Genomic DNA, 14,013 nt, shown 5'->3' on the forward strand with positions numbered 1-14,013 from the left:
ATGGCAATAAAGATCAGACTTGCACGTGCGGGCGCTAAGAAGAAACCCTTTTACCAGGTAGTGGTTGCTGACTGCCGTAGCCGCAGGGACGGGCGCTTCATCGAGAACGTCGGTACCTACGACCCGAACAAGAACCCGGCGGTGTACAACCTGGAAGAAGGGAAGACTCTGGAGTGGCTCGGCAAAGGCGCTCAGCCGACCGACACGGTCAAGCAGATCCTGAAGAAGACCGGCATCTGGGAGAAGTTCGTCGCCCCTGCCGCTTAATATCTCTTAGTACCGGCCAGCCGGCATCCCACACTACAGAGGATAGCGACATGAAAGAGCTTGTTGAGACCATCGCCAGGGCACTCGTAGACGATCCCACCCAGGTGAAAGCAACCGAGGAGTTGGAAGAAGAGACCAACGTAATCAAGCTGACCGTCGCAAAAGAGGACATGGGGCGTATCATCGGCAAGGAGGGTCGCACGGCAAAAGCGATCCGTACTTTGCTCAACGCTGTCTCAACAAAGGATAACAAGAAAGCCATCCTTAAAATCGTAGAGTGATAGATGTCCGGTAGTAACAAAGTATTGATTGGCAAGATCCAGGGTACACACGGGATCAGGGGACAGTTGCGGGTCATTCCCTTTGCGGGGGATGCTTCGAGTATCTCGCAGTTAAAGTGCGTTTTCATCAAGTCTCCGAAAGGGGCCATGGAGGAATACTCCGTGGTTTCCGCCAAGCCTAACGGCAAAAGGATCATCCTGACCCTGAAGCCGTTTGACAACATCAACCAGGTGCTGCACCTGGTCGGCAGCGAGATCTACGCCGACCGGGTGGCGCTCCCGGAACTCCCCGACGACGAGTTCTACTGGTCCGACCTCCTGGGGCTCCAGGTTGTGACGTCGGATGGGGAAGAGCTGGGAGAGCTGGTAGATATCATCGAAACCGGCAGCAACGACGTCTACGTGGTCAAGTACCACGGGCGCGAGGTGCTCATCCCCGCGCTCGATGACGTCGTATTGTCTGTCGACCTGGCGGCAGGTCGCATGACGGTCTCTCTTCCCGAGGGGCTGCTCGATCTATGAAGTTCGACATCCTGACCCTGTTCCCGGCCATGTTCGAGGGACCGCTGACCGAGAGCATCTTGAAGCGCGCGAGCGACAAGGGGCTGATCGAGATCGGCCTGCACAACATCCGCGACTGGGCCTTCGACAAGCACGCCACGGCCGACGACTCTCCTTACGGCGGGGGCGCCGGGATGGTGATGAAGGTCGAGCCGCTTTCCGGCGCCATCGAGGCGGTCAAGGAGAAGCGGCCGGGCTCGAAGGTGATCCTCACCACACCGGGGGGGCGGCCCTTCACTCACCAGGTAGCGCAGGAGCTTTCCCGCGAGGAAGGGCTCATCATCATCTGCGGCCGCTACGAAGGGGTCGACGAGCGGGTACGCACCCTGTTCGTGGATGACGAGATCTCGCTGGGCGATTTTGTGCTGACCGGCGGGGAAATCGCCGCCATGGTGATCGTCGACGCGGTATCCCGGCTGGTGCCGGGTGTGCTGGGGCATGAAGAGTCTGCCCAGTACGATTCGTTCGCAGATGGGCTTCTGGAGTACCCGCAGTACACCAGGCCTCCCGAATTCAGGGGCGAGAAGGTTCCCGACATCCTTCTTTCCGGCAACCATGCCGAGATCGCCAAGTGGCGCAGGAAGGAGCAGATCAGGAGAACGCTCGCCTCCCGTCCCGAGCTCCTCGACGGCGTCGAGTGGAGCAAGCAGGACAAGAAACTTCTGAAAGAGCTGGGGCTGGATCCCCACCTGAAGGCGAAGCCGGCGAACCTGTCCGCCGAAGCTTTAGCGAAGGCGGAAGGCGGAGCGGCATGACCTCGGCGAATGAAATTTTACAGCCCACGGCCCTGGCCACCGAAGCCTCGGTGAAACCGGCGGCCTTGCCCACCGAAGCCTCGGCGAAGGCGGGCAATTTCAGCATGGCGCTGATCCACTTCCCGGTGTACGACAAGCACAAGGACGTGGTAGCGACCTCGGTCACCAACCTGGACATCCACGACATGGCGCGGTTGACGCGGACCTTCGGTCTGGCCCGCTACTACATCGTGACCCCGGTTGCGGAGCAGATAAAGCTCGTTGAAAAGGTGCGGGAGCACTGGCTCACCGGTTGGGGGTCCACCTACAACCCCAAGCGGAAGATGGCGCTGGAGACGCTGCAGTGCGAAGAGTCGCTGGAGTCGACCATCGCCGACATCGAAAGCCGCACCGGGCGCAGGCCCACGGTCGTGGTGACCGGCGCTTCCGGCAGGCCCAACAGCGTGACTTTTGCCGGGCTTAAGGAACTCATCGAAGCGGACCCCGGGCAGCCCTTCCTGCTGCTTCTGGGAACCGGGTGGGGGCTCATAGAGCAGGTGTTCAACAAGAGCGATCTGGTGCTGGAGCCGATCAGGGGGCGGGGCGATTACAACCACCTCTCGGTGCGGTCCGCGGCATCGATCATGCTGGACAGGCTTTTCGGGCGCTAGGCGCCGGATGGATAGAGAGTAGTCGGGTGATGCAGGTTAACTGTCAGTATTAAGTCTTATGCTAGAGGTTCCAGATAAGGGAGGAAGTACCAAATGAACAAGATTGACATGATTGAAATGGCACAGATGAAGAAGAACATCCCGGTTTTCGTTCCTGGCGACACCATCAAGGTGCAGGTCAAGATCGTCGAGGGTGACAAGAGCCGTATCCAGGCTTTCCAGGGCGTCTGCCTCGGCCGTCAGAACGGCGGTATCCGTGAGTCCTTCACCGTGAGGAAGATCTCCAACGGCGTCGGCGTGGAGAGGGTGTTCCCGCTGCACTCGCCGTCCATCGAGGCGATCGAGGTTGTGACCCGCGGCCAGGTTCGTCGTGCGAAGCTGTACTACCTGCGCAAGCTGCGCGGCAAGGCTTCCAGGATCAAGGAAAGGAAGTACGTCGCCGGTCAGTAAATCGGCACGCAGTTCCAAAAAGCCCCGGTCCGGCGACCGGGGCTTTTTTTGTTAAACCCAAAAGCAAAACCGCTAGCCACGGAGAAAATCTGAGAAAATCTGAGAGAGGCAAAAGACTTGAGGGTAAACCCAAAAAGTCTTTTCTGTTTCCAGGTTTTCTCCGAAGTTCTCAGATTTTCTCCGTGGCCAATGGTTTTCAGGTTTAAATCATGACCGGTCTTTTCCCTGACAACCCGGATGTTCCCATCGACATGCTTGCCCTGGAAGGGCAGGCGCTGCGGCGCGGTTACGCACGCATCGCCGGCGTGGACGAGGCGGGACGCGGCCCGCTGGCCGGACCGGTGGTCGCTGCCGCGGTCATCCTCCCCACGGGGCTGGTCCTCCCAGGGGTGAACGACTCCAAGCAGCTCACCGAGGGGAAACGGGAAGAACTCTTCGACGTCATCCACCGCGAGGCACTGGCGGTGGGCGTAGGCATCGGGGACCACGCCCTCATCGACCGCATCAACATCCTCCAGGCCACGCTCTCCGCGATGAGCGACGCGGTGCGCGGCCTGAGCGTAAATCCGGACTTCCTCCTCATCGACGGCATCTCCAGCGTTCCGATGAACATCCCGCAGCGCACCGTTAAGAAGGGCGATTCCCTCAGCCTCTCCATCGCCGCGGCCTCCATCATCGCCAAGGTGACCCGCGACCGCATGATGGTGGAGTACGATGCCCGGTTCCCCGGCTACGGCTTCGCCAGTCACAAGGGGTACGGCGCGGCGTCGCACCTGGCGGCCATCGCCGAACTCGGCCCCTGCCCGATCCACCGCAGGAGCTTCAGCGGCGTCAAGGAACACTGTCCCGCTGAGCCCGGCGGAGCCTCCGACGCATCCAGCGGCCTTTTCTCCTTCTAGTATCACTCTTTTTCCCATTCTCAGCTATCCGGTCATTGGACTTGCTGTTACACTGTTGTCTTGTTCACGGGACGGCACTATCTCTGCGGGGGCAGCTATGCCAGTCAGTAACAGCAACGGCTCTGTCGGCGGCACCGGCGAATCCATCGCAGCCACCTTTCTTAAAGGGCAGGGCTTCAAGATAGTCGAGTGCAATTTTCGATGTCCTTGCGGCGAGATCGATATCGTCGCCCGGGACGGGCGCACCATCGTCTTTGTCGAGGTGAAGTGCCGCAAGAACGACAACTACGGTCCGCCTCAGCTCGCCGTGACGCCGTTCAAGCAGCGCCAGATCTCGAAGGCCGCGCTGGTGTGGCTCTCCAGGAAGAAGCTCTACGATGCCGAGGCGCGTTTCGACGTGGTCGCCATCATGCTGCACGAGCACGACCTGCCGGACATCGAGCATATTCGCAACGCCTTCGATCTCGCCTACTAGAGCGAGGGCATCCCTTTCCTTCCCTCTCCCTGACCATCCCCTCTCCCCCCGGGAGAGGGTGGCCGGAGGCCGGGTGAGGGGGCGCCACGAAGGGACATTTCGCCTATTGCAGCGCCCTCACCCCGACCCTCTCCCAGAGGGAGAGGGAGAGAACCCCGGCCACTCCCCCTCCCTCTGAGAGAGGGGGGAAGGTCCCTGACCATCCCCTCTCCCCCCGGGAGAGGGTGGCCGGAGGCCGGGTGAGGGGGGCGCCACGAAGGGACATTTCGCTTATTGCAGCGCCCTCACCACGCCCCTCTCCCAGAGGGAGAGGGAGAGAACCCCGGCCACTCCTCCCTCCTCTCGGAGAGGGGGAGAGATGCTCGCACATCTGTAGGGGCGAATAATCATTCGCCCCGCTTTTTAAATGGAACCCCAAGGAGGAAACGTACATGCAGGTTGTCGCAGCCATCTATCGTCTCGCCATCTCCCTCTGGCTCGGAGGCGCCGCCCTCTTCACCTTCGTGCTCACGCCGATCCTGTTCCGCTCGGAAAGTCGCGACGTCGCCGGCCGCATCGTCGGGCTCTTTTTTCCCGGCTACTTCCGCTGGGGCGTGGCCTGCGGCGTCATCGCCATCATCTGCCGCGTGGTCATGGCCGGGAAGGGGACCGTCCCCGCGGCCGTCATCATCGCCGTCATGCTCACACTTTCCTCGATCCAGGCCTTCTACATAGAGCCCAAGGCCGCCGAGATCAAGAAGCAGATCCCTTCATTCGAAACGACCCCGAAGGAAGATCCCATGCGCCGCCAGTTCTCCAAGCTGCACGGCGTCTCCGCGGTCTGCAACCTCTCGGTGATCGCCGGCGGCGTGGTGCTGGTCATACTGCTCTAGCCGCTGTCCTTCCTCGCCGTCACTCCCTCCCCTGGAGGGGGAGGGGCGGGGAGGGGGGAAGGGGCGGCAAGTCTCATGAAGCATTGAGGTTTACAAAGCCTCTTTCGCTGTGCTAGTAATGAGAAAAAAATTGCGGAGAAGCTCATGGATTTTACCGTTGCCCTGGCCCAGATAAAGCCGAAGCTGGGCTGCCTGGACGACAACATGGCGCTAGCCGAGGCCGCCATCGAGAAGGGGATCGCCGCCGGCGCCGACCTCGTGGTTTTTCCAGAGTTGGCCCTCACTGGTTACTTCCTGAAGGACCTGGTGCCTGAAGTCGCGCTGCGCCTGGACTCCCCCCAGATAGAGAAACTGAAGAAACTCTCCGAGCGGATCTCCATCGCCATCGGCTTCGTCGAGGTGTCGGCCGACTTCCGTTTCTTCAACTCCGCGGTCTACCTCGAGGACGGCGAGATCCGCCACGTGCACCGCAAGGTCTATCTGCCGACCTACGGCCTTTTCGACGAGCAGCGCTACATGGCGCGCGGCGAGCGCTTCCGCGCCTTCGATACCCGTTTCGGCCGGATCGGGATGCTGATCTGCGAGGACATGTGGCACCTCTCCGCTCCCTACATCCTGGCCATGGACGGCGCGATGACGCTGATCTGCCTCTCCTCCAGCCCCGGTCGCGGTGTGACGGAATCGGAGGGGCTCGGCTCCGCGGCGGCATGGCAAAAGCTCACCACCACGACCGCCATGTTCCTTAACTGCCGCGTCTTCTACTGCAACCGCGTCGGGTACGAGGACGGTATCAACTTCTGGGGGGGATCCGAGGCGATCGCTCCCTCCGGCGAGATGACCGACCGTGGGGCCCTCCTCGAGGAGGATTTCGTACTGGCCAAGGTGGACGGCGGTGCGCTCAGGCGCGAACGCATCTTCTCACCGATGATGCGGGACGAGAACCTGGCCATCACCGTGAAAGAGCTAAAACGCATCGACAGGGAGAAAGACTGCTAATGGGCGGGTTGACGGTTAATACGAAGCTGTTGCGCCAGATCCTGGTCGGATTCGTGCGCGACGAGGTCTACAAGGTCGGGGTGCGCAAAGGCGTGCTCGGGCTCTCCGGCGGGATCGACTCCGCGCTGGTCGCCTACATCGCGGCCGAGGCGCTCGGCCCCGAGAACGTGCACGCCTACTGCATGCCGTACCGGACCAGCAACCCGGAGAGCGAGGCCCATGCGAGGCTCGTGGCCGAGAGCCTGGGGATCAACTTCAAGGTCATCGAGATCACCCCGATGATCGATGCCTATTTCAACGTGATCCCGGATGCCGACAACATGCGGCGCGGCAACAAGATGGCCCGCGAGCGCATGACCATCCTCTACGACCACTCGGCGGCCGTCGGCGGCCTGGTGCTCGGCACCAGCAACAAGACCGAACTCCTCCTTGGCTACGGCACGCTGCATGGCGACATGGCGAGCGCCTTGAACCCGATCGGCGACATCTACAAGAGCCAGGTCTGGGCCCTTTCCGAGGCGATGGGGGTGCCGAGCGAGGTGATCGAGAAGAAGCCTTCCGCCGATCTCTGGGCGGGGCAGACCGACGAGCAGGAGCTTGGTTTCACCTACCGCGAGGCGGACGAGCTTTTGTACCGGATGGTGGACCAGCGCATGAGCCGCGAGGAGCTGATCGCCGTCGGATTCGACGCCGCATTCATCGACAACGTTGCCCGCAAGGTGCAGGGAAGTCACTTCAAGCGCCGCCTGCCCATCATCGCCAAGGTTTCCAACCGCACCATCGACCGCGACTTCCGCTATGCGCGGGATTGGGGCAAGTAAAAACCAGGGGCTAGTCCCTAGCCCCTCGCCCCGCTTTTGGAGTTCTAGCCCCTAGTCCCTAGCCCCGCTTTTAGGTTTCCTATGCCCGGAACTCTCTACATAGTTGCCACCCCGATCGGGAACCTCGAGGACATCACGCTGCGCGCCCTGCGCATCCTCAAGGAGGTGGACCTGGTCGCCGCCGAGGACACGCGCCACTCGCGCAAGCTCCTCACCCATTTCGGCATCTCCAAGCCGCTCACCTCCTACTTCGACCATAACAAGGAACTGAAGGGGGATCAGATCCTGGACCGGCTGCGCGAGGGGCAAAGCGTCGCCCTCATCACCGACGCGGGGACTCCCTGCATCTCCGATCCGGGCTACCAGCTGGTGCGCGATGCGGTCGCCGGCGGCATCTCCGTGGTCCCGATTCCCGGCGCCTGCGCCGCCGTCACCGCGCTCTCCGCCTCCGGCCTCCCTACCGACTATTTCAGCTTCGCGGGTTTTCTCCCCAACAAGCAGGGGAAGAGGCGGGAAAGGCTGCAGTCGCTCGCTGGAGAGCGGGCGGTGCTGATCTTCTACGAGTCCCCCAAGCGCCTCTTGGCGACGCTGGAGGACATGCTGGAGACGCTCGGGGAGCGCGAGGTGGTGGTGGCGCGGGAACTGACCAAGATGTACGAGGAGTTTCTGCGCGGCACCCTTTCTGTGCTGGTCGAAGAGGTGCGCGGACGGGAGGTCCGGGGCGAGGTGGCCATCCTGGTGAGCCCCGCCGGGGAACCGGAGGCTGACGACGGCCCGGGCATGGACGAGTTGCTGCAGAAGTACCTGGGCTCGGGCGAGATGTCGCTGAAGGACGCGGTGAAGCGGGTGACTCTGGAAACGGGGCTCCACAAGAGCGCGGTCTACGCGGAGGCGCTGCGCATCAAGGGGTAGGATGAGCGGCAAGCCTTCCTCCCTCTCCCTCCGGGAGAGGATCAGGGTGAGGGCGCCTGTTTGTCTGCGGAGACGGCTCGGCTGAAACGGCATCTCCCTCACCCGGCCTTCGGCCACCCTCTCCCGGTGGGCGAGGGAACAAGGGGAGAACCTTGACAGACGAGATGGGGCGAACGGTGATTCGCCCCATCTTTTTTTTCTAGCAGAGCCTGCTGCCGTTGGGGACGGGGCGCTCCGGGGCGGCGAGCACGATGTCTCCGTTTTCGTCGGCGAACCCGGTGATCAGCACCTCGGAAAAGAAACGCCCGATCTGTTTTCTGGGGAAGTTGCACACCCCGATCACCTGCCTCCCCACCAGCTCCTCGCGGGTATAGTGCTTCGTGATCTGCGCGCTGGACCGTCTCACTCCGGCCTCGCCGAAATCAACCACCAGCTTGTAGGCGGGCTTCCTCGCTTCGGGAAACTCCTCCACCTCCAGCACGGTCCCCACCCTGAGCTCCACCTGCTCGAAATCGTTCCACGTTATCTCGGCCACGTCATTTACCCCAGCTTGCGAAGAAGCGCTTGAAGGCGGCCACGGTGCGCTCAACGCCGGCGCCGTCAATATCGAGATGGGTGACCAGGCGGATCGCGTCGCCTCCCCCGATCAGGATTCCCTCGCCGGCGAGCGCTTTGCGCAACGCCGGGGCGCTTCCCTCAGGGGGGGTGACGAAGAGGATGTTGGTGCGGGCCTGGGTCACCATGAGTTCGTCGATGTGGGCGAGGCCGCTGGAGAGGAGTTCCGCATGCTCATGGTCCTCGGCCAGTCGCTCCACGTTGTGTTGCAGCGCATGGATCCCTGCTGCCGCGAGAAGGCCCGCCTGTCTCATGCCGCCGCCGGCCACCTTGCGCCAGCGGTGCGCACGGTCGATGAGGGCGGCGCTGCCGCAAAGGACGGATCCCACCGGCGCGCCAAGCCCCTTGGAGAGGCAGACCGAAACCGAGTCGAAATGCCGGGCGATCTCCCGCACCGGGATTCCGAGATAGACCGCCGCGTTGAAGACGCGGGCGCCGTCCAGGTGCATGGCAAGCCCGAGTTCCTTTGCAACCAACGCGGCCTGCTCCAGGTAGGGGAGGGGAAGCACCTGCCCCCCCTGCGTGTTCTCCAGGCAGAGGAGCCTGGTCACCGCGTGGTGGTGGTCCGCCGGTTTGACGGCGCGGCGCACCCTGTTCAGGTTCAGCGTTCCGTCCTCCTCGAAATCGAGGGGCTGCGGCTGGATGCCGCCGAAGATGGCGCCACCGCCCCCTTCCCAGCGGTAGATGTGCGCATCCTGTCCGGCGATGTATTCGTCGCCGCGGCCGCAGTGGGAGAGGAGCGCGGTCAGGTTGCTCATGGTGCCGCTGGGGACGAAGATGGCCCTCTCCTTGCCCAGGAGCTCCGCCGCCATCGCCTCCAGCCTGTTCACCGTCGGGTCCTCGCCATAAACGTCGTCGCCCACCTCGGCGGCCGCCATCACCCGGCGCATTGCCTCCGACGGACGTGTTACCGTGTCGCTTCTCAGGTCTACTGTCTTCATCTGCTCCTCTGCATCTGGCGTGTTAAATATTCTTGCGGGAAGGTGGCAGGTGGACGTGCCATCATTTGATGAACGTGCAGCTTCGCCCACCCCCCGCCCGCCCCCGTCTGGGAGGGGAGGGCGTTTGGGAATACTGCCCGGGAATGCCCGGTTGAACCTATGCGTTCAGGGGTGCTGCTAGCTGGCGGCGCGGAACCTGCTCTCCCAGACCTTCTCGCCGGGGACGACGCCCACCTCGTGGGCAGGATTCGCGGCCAGGTGGCGCAGGATCAGGAAAACGGTCTCCACTTCTTCCGGACGCGCCAGGGTCATGGCCATGTCTTCGCAACTGAAGTCGCGGCCTGGCTGGCGGCGAAGCATATCGAGGATCTCACCCTGCAGCTTGAGCACCGTGCCGGCCGCCTTCTTGCCCGCCTCGACCCCCGGCTGATGGTACGCGTTCACGTTGATGAGCGAGGCGTACAGCCCGACCGCCCGCTCGTAGAGGGCGATCAGCGCCCCGATGCTGGCGGGTGAGATTTCGCGAATGGTGATAGTAACCGATTCGCGATCCTTTTCATAGAGGGCCGACCTGGTTCCCTGGAAAAACCCGGAAAGGTAGTCCCCCGAGGTGGCTCCGGGCTCGACCAGCATGGACGCCCCCTCGCGGTCCTTAAGTACCTCGATGAAAGTGACGAAGAAGTTGGCAACTCCTTCGCGCAGCTGCTGCACGTAGGCGTGCTGGTCTGTCGAACCCTTGTTGCCGTAGACCGTGATCCCCTGCAGTACCTTCTTGCCGTCCCGGTCCAGTTCCTTGCCCAGCGATTCCATGATGAGCTGCTGCAGGTAGCGGGAAAACAGGAGCAGCCGGTCCTTGTAGGGGAGGAGCACCATGTCGCGCTCCCCTTTGCCGGCGGTGGCGTGAAACCAGGAGAGGGCGAGGAGCGCCGCGGGGTTGTCGCTGGTGACACGGCTGCGGGTCGCCTGGTCGCAGACTCTCGCACCCGTGAGGAGCCGCTCTATGTCGATTCCCTGCAGCGCCGCCGGCAGGAGGCCGACCGCCGAGGTCACCGAGGTGCGCCCGCCGACCCAGTCCCACATGGGGAGTGTACCCAGCCACCCCTCTTGGGAAGCGGTCCGGTCCAGTTCGCTGTCGCTGCCGGTCACGGCGACCGCGTGGGCGGCGAAGTGCAGCCCCCCCTTCTCGAAGGCCTGACGCGCCTCAAGCATGCCGTTGCGGGTCTCCTTGGTGCCGCCGCTTTTGGAGATCACCACGGTCAGCGTCCGTTTGAGGCCGGGGCCGATTTCGGCCAGCACCTTGTCCATGCCGTCGGGGTCGGTGTTGTCGAAGAAATAGACCTTCATGCGGTCCTGCGGGCTCCCCAGGCTGTCCGCCACGAACTGGGGCCCGAGCGCCGATCCACCGATGCCGATGATCAGCAGGTTCTCGAAGCGGTGACCGTCCGGAGCCGCGATGTTGCCCTGGTGCACGGATGAGGCGAAGGCTTTCACGGAGGCGAGCGTGTCCTTGATTTCCCCCGTGAGCTCCGGTGTCGGGGCAAGTTCCGGCGCCCTGAGCCAGTAGTGTCCCACCATGCGCTGCTCGTCGGGATTGGACACCGCTCCCGCCTCGAGTTCGGCCATCTCCTCGAAGGCCTTCTGCAGGCGCGGTTCCATCTCCTCCAGGTAGGAGTCGGGAAAGTTCATCCGGCTGGTATCGACGCTGAGGTCCAGTTCGGCATGGTGGTAGAGCCGGTTTTTGTAGCGCTCCCAAAGCTGCAGCTTTTGCATGTCCCCCTCCTGCTTTGATTAGGGTGTTGCTCCCTTCATTCTCATGTGCGTCGGGGCATGATACCATAGATTAGATTTTATTCAAGTAGGAGGCTGGACTCTCCGGCTTTCGCGGGCGAAGCTCCCACCGGGGAGCGCTGTGCAGGCAGTGGCTAGGCGTAATTTGCACAGCCAAGCGGTTTATGTGCAACTTGTGAACATGGTGCAGCCTGCGGCATGAGGCGCGATGCCGGCCGTGTCGCAGTCAAAGCCGCGATAAATCCGCTACTTGTCCCGTGCGGTCACCAGCTGACGGAATTGGTACGGCAGTTGAATCAGAGAAGGTGCCATCAAAAAGAACAGGGGGCGCGGTCGTCGCTCCGTTCGTACCGCAACTGGGAGGTGGGGCATGGTGAGCAATCATAGAGGGGCCTGTGCGGCGGGAGACGGGTTCGGCGCGATCGAGGTGGTGCTGGTCAAGCGGCAACAGCCTCCTGGCGCGGAACGCATAGCCGTGGTTTTGACCGTGGCCTACGATCCGGATGTCTGGCAACTGGTGAACGAGGGGATGGACGAGATCGCAGCCAACGTGATGAGGGTGAGAAAGATGAACAGTGAACGCAAGATGCACGTCGAGGAGAGTGCGCAGCTCTTCCAGAGAAGCCTGGAACCTTTTTTCACCCTGATCTCGGCGACCTCCAAGGAACATGTCATGGACAAGCTCTCGGTCTCGCTCAGAAAGGCGCTGCTGCTCATGGCCATGGAGCGCTATGACTGCAACCGCGAGAAGATGTGCCGCGCACTGGGGCTGACCAAGGCGAAGCTCGAGAAGGAACTTAAACTCTGCGGCCTGGTAAACCAGGATCTGCGCGCCGCCTGAACCAGGGGCGGGACCCGCCGGGTCCCGCCCTTTCTTCGCTCTCCTTGCGCCTCTTTTCCCCCCGTATCCCCCGCCGCTGCCTCGTCTACCCGGACGAAATGCCTTGAATAATGAATACGGATTTGCTAGAGTGCTCCGTCGTTTCCCATTAAAATTTCCGGCCTGGCCGGGTAAAAAACGGCGCGATTTCGTGCCGTTAATATTTTCTAAACGTAAGACTGCGATATTGCGAGTCGCAGAACCGAGGCCTTATTATGGATGCAGCGCTTGCCCTCATCGGGGAAGATCTGAAAAACGTGGAACTGCAGTTCAAGAAGGATCTGCAGTCTGATGTCCCGCTGATTCGCAAGGTGGGCGAGTACGTGCTTTCCAGCGGCGGGAAGAGGATCCGTCCGGCGCTGGTGATTCTGGCGGCCAGGCTCTGTGGTTACCAGGGGAGCCGCAGCGTGCCGCTGGCGAGCGTGGTGGAGTTCATCCATACCGCGACCCTGTTGCACGACGACGTGGTGGACAACGCGAACCTGCGCCGCGGCCTCGCTTCAGCCAACACCCTCTGGGGCAACGAAGCCTCGGTTCTCGTGGGCGACTTCCTCTTTTCCAAATCATTCTCGCTCATGGTGGCCGACGGCGACCTCGGCATACTCAAGGTTCTCGCTGACGCCACCACCATGATCGCGGAAGGCGAGGTGCTGCAGCTGGTCTGCACGAGCGACCTCGAAATCACCGTGGAGCGCTACATCGAGGTGGTACGCAGCAAGACCGCCATCCTCCTCTCGGCGGCCTGCGAGGTCGGCGCCATCCTGGGGGGCGTTGACCCGGAACTCAGGCAGGCGGTCGCGGACTACGGCATGGACCTCGGCATCGCCTTCCAGCTCATGGATGACACGCTGGACTACACGGCGAGCGAGGAGCAGTTCGGCAAGAGCATCGGGCACGACCTCGAGGAGGGAAAGATCACGCTGCCGCTGATCCATACCCTGAAGCTGTGCAGCGAGCAGGAGCGCGAGTTCATCGCATCCGTCGTCGAGAAGGAACTCCTCTCGGACGAAGACTTCGGCCAGGTGCTCGCCCTGGTGCAGCGCTACGGCGGCATCGAGCACACCGTGGCCTCCGCCAGCGACCACGTCGCCCTGTGCAAGAAACACCTGGAGAAATTCCCCGCCTCGCCTGCCAGGGACGCGCTGGCCGACCTCGCCGACTACGTCGTCACCAGGGTCAAGTAACCTTCACGTTACCGTCATTTAGCGGTTTGCCTGTCAATTTTTCGTAAAAGAACACGCATTTCTTCGCTTTCTCCCACCGTTAATGAGCGTCGGTTATTCGACGCTCATTTGTTTTGCTCAAGGCGAATGCGCCTTTCCGCACTCCGGACCGCCAGCGAGCGGCGGCCTCCCCTTCCTTGGTGCAGTTCTTGCTGATATCCCTGTGTCTTCATATTCAGTGTTATTGGTTCCGGGGGGAGATGTGGACGAAGAGATGCTTTTGCACTCGTCTGAGCTGGAAGTTAACGGAGAGGTTTTTAGCATAAACATCTTCTGCAGCGCCGCCGGGCGCTTCTTCGCCAAGACCTGTCTGGGCGAGGACGACTTCATCATCACCGACGGCCCGTCGCTGCCGGAGACTCTGAAGCGGCACGAAGACCTGCTTCCTCTGGCGGTAGGGACCCGTGAGTTGACCCAGAACTACTTTGGCGGGCCACGCAGACCGAGGGGGCGCCGCACCTAGCGTCACCCTCTCCGGTATGACCTCCGCCCCGGCACGATGGTCCGGGCGCACCCGGTACCGCTCGCCCGAGCGGCGCCAGCCGTCCCCTTTTTCCCTCGATTCCCCCCGCCGTCCACACTTTTCCTCCTCCGTTCGCACCATTGCTCTTCTCATGTGGACCAGGC

General features: G+C 62.3%; 18 protein-coding genes. 15 read left to right on the top strand and 3 right to left on the bottom strand.

What is annotated here, in order from left to right:
- From rpsP to rsmI, 12 genes are all read left to right on the top strand, one after another.
- Entirely contained in the window at positions 1-267 is a 267-nt protein-coding gene (gene rpsP / locus KP001_RS19795) for a 30S ribosomal protein S16 (RefSeq protein WP_135869506.1), read from the top strand.
- 50 nt (positions 268-317) lie between these two features.
- Positions 318-548 carry a KH domain-containing protein gene (locus tag KP001_RS19800; RefSeq protein WP_129124527.1) on the top strand — a complete coding sequence of 77 codons (231 nt, stop codon included), beginning with the start codon at positions 318-320 and terminating at the stop codon, positions 546-548.
- A 3-nt stretch (positions 549-551) separates the two neighbouring features.
- On the top strand, positions 552-1,070 hold the full coding sequence (gene rimM, locus KP001_RS19805) for a ribosome maturation factor RimM (protein WP_217287242.1): 519 nt from the start codon (positions 552-554) through the stop codon (positions 1,068-1,070).
- Positions 1,067-1,864: a tRNA (guanosine(37)-N1)-methyltransferase TrmD gene (gene trmD, locus KP001_RS19810; protein ID WP_217287243.1), complete on the top strand. Its 798-nt coding sequence runs from the start codon at positions 1,067-1,069 to the stop codon at positions 1,862-1,864. The genes rimM and trmD overlap by 4 nt, the downstream gene beginning before the upstream one ends.
- A 104-nt stretch (positions 1,865-1,968) precedes the next feature.
- Positions 1,969-2,514 (top strand): RNA methyltransferase, encoded by a 546-nt coding sequence (locus KP001_RS19815; protein WP_217289664.1) that lies wholly within the window; start codon positions 1,969-1,971, stop codon positions 2,512-2,514.
- Positions 2,515-2,607: 93 nt separating this feature from the next.
- Positions 2,608-2,964 carry a 50S ribosomal protein L19 gene (rplS, locus tag KP001_RS19820; protein ID WP_129124523.1) on the top strand — a complete coding sequence of 119 codons (357 nt, stop codon included), beginning with the start codon at positions 2,608-2,610 and terminating at the stop codon, positions 2,962-2,964.
- Between the two features lie 209 nt (positions 2,965-3,173).
- Entirely contained in the window at positions 3,174-3,863 is a 690-nt protein-coding gene (gene rnhB, locus KP001_RS19825) for a ribonuclease HII (protein WP_217287244.1), read from the top strand.
- 97 nt (positions 3,864-3,960) lie between these two features.
- Complete coding sequence (locus tag KP001_RS19830) at positions 3,961-4,338, top strand: YraN family protein (RefSeq protein ID WP_217287245.1); 378 nt, start codon at positions 3,961-3,963, stop codon at positions 4,336-4,338.
- A gap of 431 nt (positions 4,339-4,769) precedes the next feature.
- Entirely contained in the window at positions 4,770-5,210 is a 441-nt protein-coding gene (locus KP001_RS19835) for a DUF4149 domain-containing protein (RefSeq protein ID WP_217287246.1), read from the top strand.
- Between the two features lie 144 nt (positions 5,211-5,354).
- Entirely contained in the window at positions 5,355-6,206 is an 852-nt protein-coding gene (locus KP001_RS19840; protein ID WP_217287247.1) for a nitrilase-related carbon-nitrogen hydrolase, read from the top strand.
- A complete protein-coding gene (locus KP001_RS19845; RefSeq protein ID WP_217287248.1) occupies positions 6,206-7,027 on the top strand; it encodes an NAD+ synthase in 822 nt (273 codons plus the stop codon). Before KP001_RS19840 ends, KP001_RS19845 begins: the two co-directional genes overlap by 1 nt.
- Positions 7,028-7,108: 81 nt before the next feature.
- Positions 7,109-7,939 carry a 16S rRNA (cytidine(1402)-2'-O)-methyltransferase gene (gene rsmI, locus KP001_RS19850; protein WP_217287249.1) on the top strand — a complete coding sequence of 277 codons (831 nt, stop codon included), beginning with the start codon at positions 7,109-7,111 and terminating at the stop codon, positions 7,937-7,939.
- Positions 7,940-8,138: 199 nt separating this feature from the next.
- Here rsmI and KP001_RS19855 read toward each other — a convergent pair whose 3' ends face one another.
- From KP001_RS19855 to KP001_RS19865, 3 genes are all read right to left on the bottom strand, one after another.
- The gene (locus tag KP001_RS19855; protein WP_217287250.1) at positions 8,139-8,474 is read right to left on the bottom strand and encodes a tRNA-binding protein; all 336 of its coding nucleotides are present in this window, start codon (positions 8,472-8,474) and stop codon (positions 8,139-8,141) included.
- Position 8,475: 1 nt separating this feature from the next.
- Entirely contained in the window at positions 8,476-9,495 is a 1,020-nt protein-coding gene (ltaE, locus tag KP001_RS19860; protein ID WP_217287251.1) for a low-specificity L-threonine aldolase, read from the bottom strand.
- Positions 9,496-9,672: 177 nt separating this feature from the next.
- Positions 9,673-11,265, bottom strand: coding sequence for a glucose-6-phosphate isomerase (locus tag KP001_RS19865; RefSeq protein ID WP_217287252.1), 1,593 nt, complete (start codon positions 11,263-11,265; stop codon positions 9,673-9,675).
- Positions 11,266-11,653: 388 nt separating this feature from the next.
- Here KP001_RS19865 and KP001_RS19870 point away from each other — a divergent pair, with 388 nt between their 5' ends.
- The 3 genes from KP001_RS19870 (at position 11,654) to KP001_RS19880 (ending at position 13,849) form a co-directional block, all read left to right on the top strand.
- Positions 11,654-12,124 (top strand): hypothetical protein, encoded by a 471-nt coding sequence (locus KP001_RS19870; protein ID WP_217287253.1) that lies wholly within the window; start codon positions 11,654-11,656, stop codon positions 12,122-12,124.
- Positions 12,125-12,378: 254 nt separating this feature from the next.
- Positions 12,379-13,347 carry a polyprenyl synthetase family protein gene (locus KP001_RS19875; RefSeq protein ID WP_217287254.1) on the top strand — a complete coding sequence of 323 codons (969 nt, stop codon included), beginning with the start codon at positions 12,379-12,381 and terminating at the stop codon, positions 13,345-13,347.
- 241 nt (positions 13,348-13,588) lie between these two features.
- Complete coding sequence (locus KP001_RS19880) at positions 13,589-13,849, top strand: hypothetical protein (RefSeq protein ID WP_224963336.1); 261 nt, start codon at positions 13,589-13,591, stop codon at positions 13,847-13,849.
- Positions 13,850-14,013: the final 164 nt, after the last annotated feature.

This window comes from Geomonas subterranea (assembly GCF_019063845.1).
Lineage (GTDB): Bacteria > Desulfobacterota > Desulfuromonadia > Geobacterales > Geobacteraceae > Geomonas > Geomonas subterranea.

Coding starts and splice junctions, on each gene's coding strand:
- KP001_RS19830 (WP_217287245.1), top strand. CDS start 3,961: ATGCCAGTCAGTAACAGCAACGGCTCTGTCGGCGGCACCGGCGAATCC.
- ltaE (WP_217287251.1), bottom strand. CDS start 9,495: ATGAAGACAGTAGACCTGAGAAGCGACACGGTAACACGTCCGTCGGAG.
- KP001_RS19835 (WP_217287246.1), top strand. CDS start 4,770: ATGCAGGTTGTCGCAGCCATCTATCGTCTCGCCATCTCCCTCTGGCTC.
- trmD (WP_217287243.1), top strand. CDS start 1,067: ATGAAGTTCGACATCCTGACCCTGTTCCCGGCCATGTTCGAGGGACCG.
- KP001_RS19870 (WP_217287253.1), top strand. CDS start 11,654: ATGGTGAGCAATCATAGAGGGGCCTGTGCGGCGGGAGACGGGTTCGGC.
- rplS (WP_129124523.1), top strand. CDS start 2,608: ATGAACAAGATTGACATGATTGAAATGGCACAGATGAAGAAGAACATC.
- KP001_RS19875 (WP_217287254.1), top strand. CDS start 12,379: ATGGATGCAGCGCTTGCCCTCATCGGGGAAGATCTGAAAAACGTGGAA.
- KP001_RS19865 (WP_217287252.1), bottom strand. CDS start 11,265: ATGCAAAAGCTGCAGCTTTGGGAGCGCTACAAAAACCGGCTCTACCAC.
- KP001_RS19815 (WP_217289664.1), top strand. CDS start 1,969: ATGGCGCTGATCCACTTCCCGGTGTACGACAAGCACAAGGACGTGGTA.
- KP001_RS19800 (WP_129124527.1), top strand. CDS start 318: ATGAAAGAGCTTGTTGAGACCATCGCCAGGGCACTCGTAGACGATCCC.
- rsmI (WP_217287249.1), top strand. CDS start 7,109: ATGCCCGGAACTCTCTACATAGTTGCCACCCCGATCGGGAACCTCGAG.
- rnhB (WP_217287244.1), top strand. CDS start 3,174: ATGACCGGTCTTTTCCCTGACAACCCGGATGTTCCCATCGACATGCTT.
- KP001_RS19845 (WP_217287248.1), top strand. CDS start 6,206: ATGGGCGGGTTGACGGTTAATACGAAGCTGTTGCGCCAGATCCTGGTC.
- rpsP (WP_135869506.1), top strand. CDS start 1: ATGGCAATAAAGATCAGACTTGCACGTGCGGGCGCTAAGAAGAAACCC.
- rimM (WP_217287242.1), top strand. CDS start 552: ATGTCCGGTAGTAACAAAGTATTGATTGGCAAGATCCAGGGTACACAC.
- KP001_RS19840 (WP_217287247.1), top strand. CDS start 5,355: ATGGATTTTACCGTTGCCCTGGCCCAGATAAAGCCGAAGCTGGGCTGC.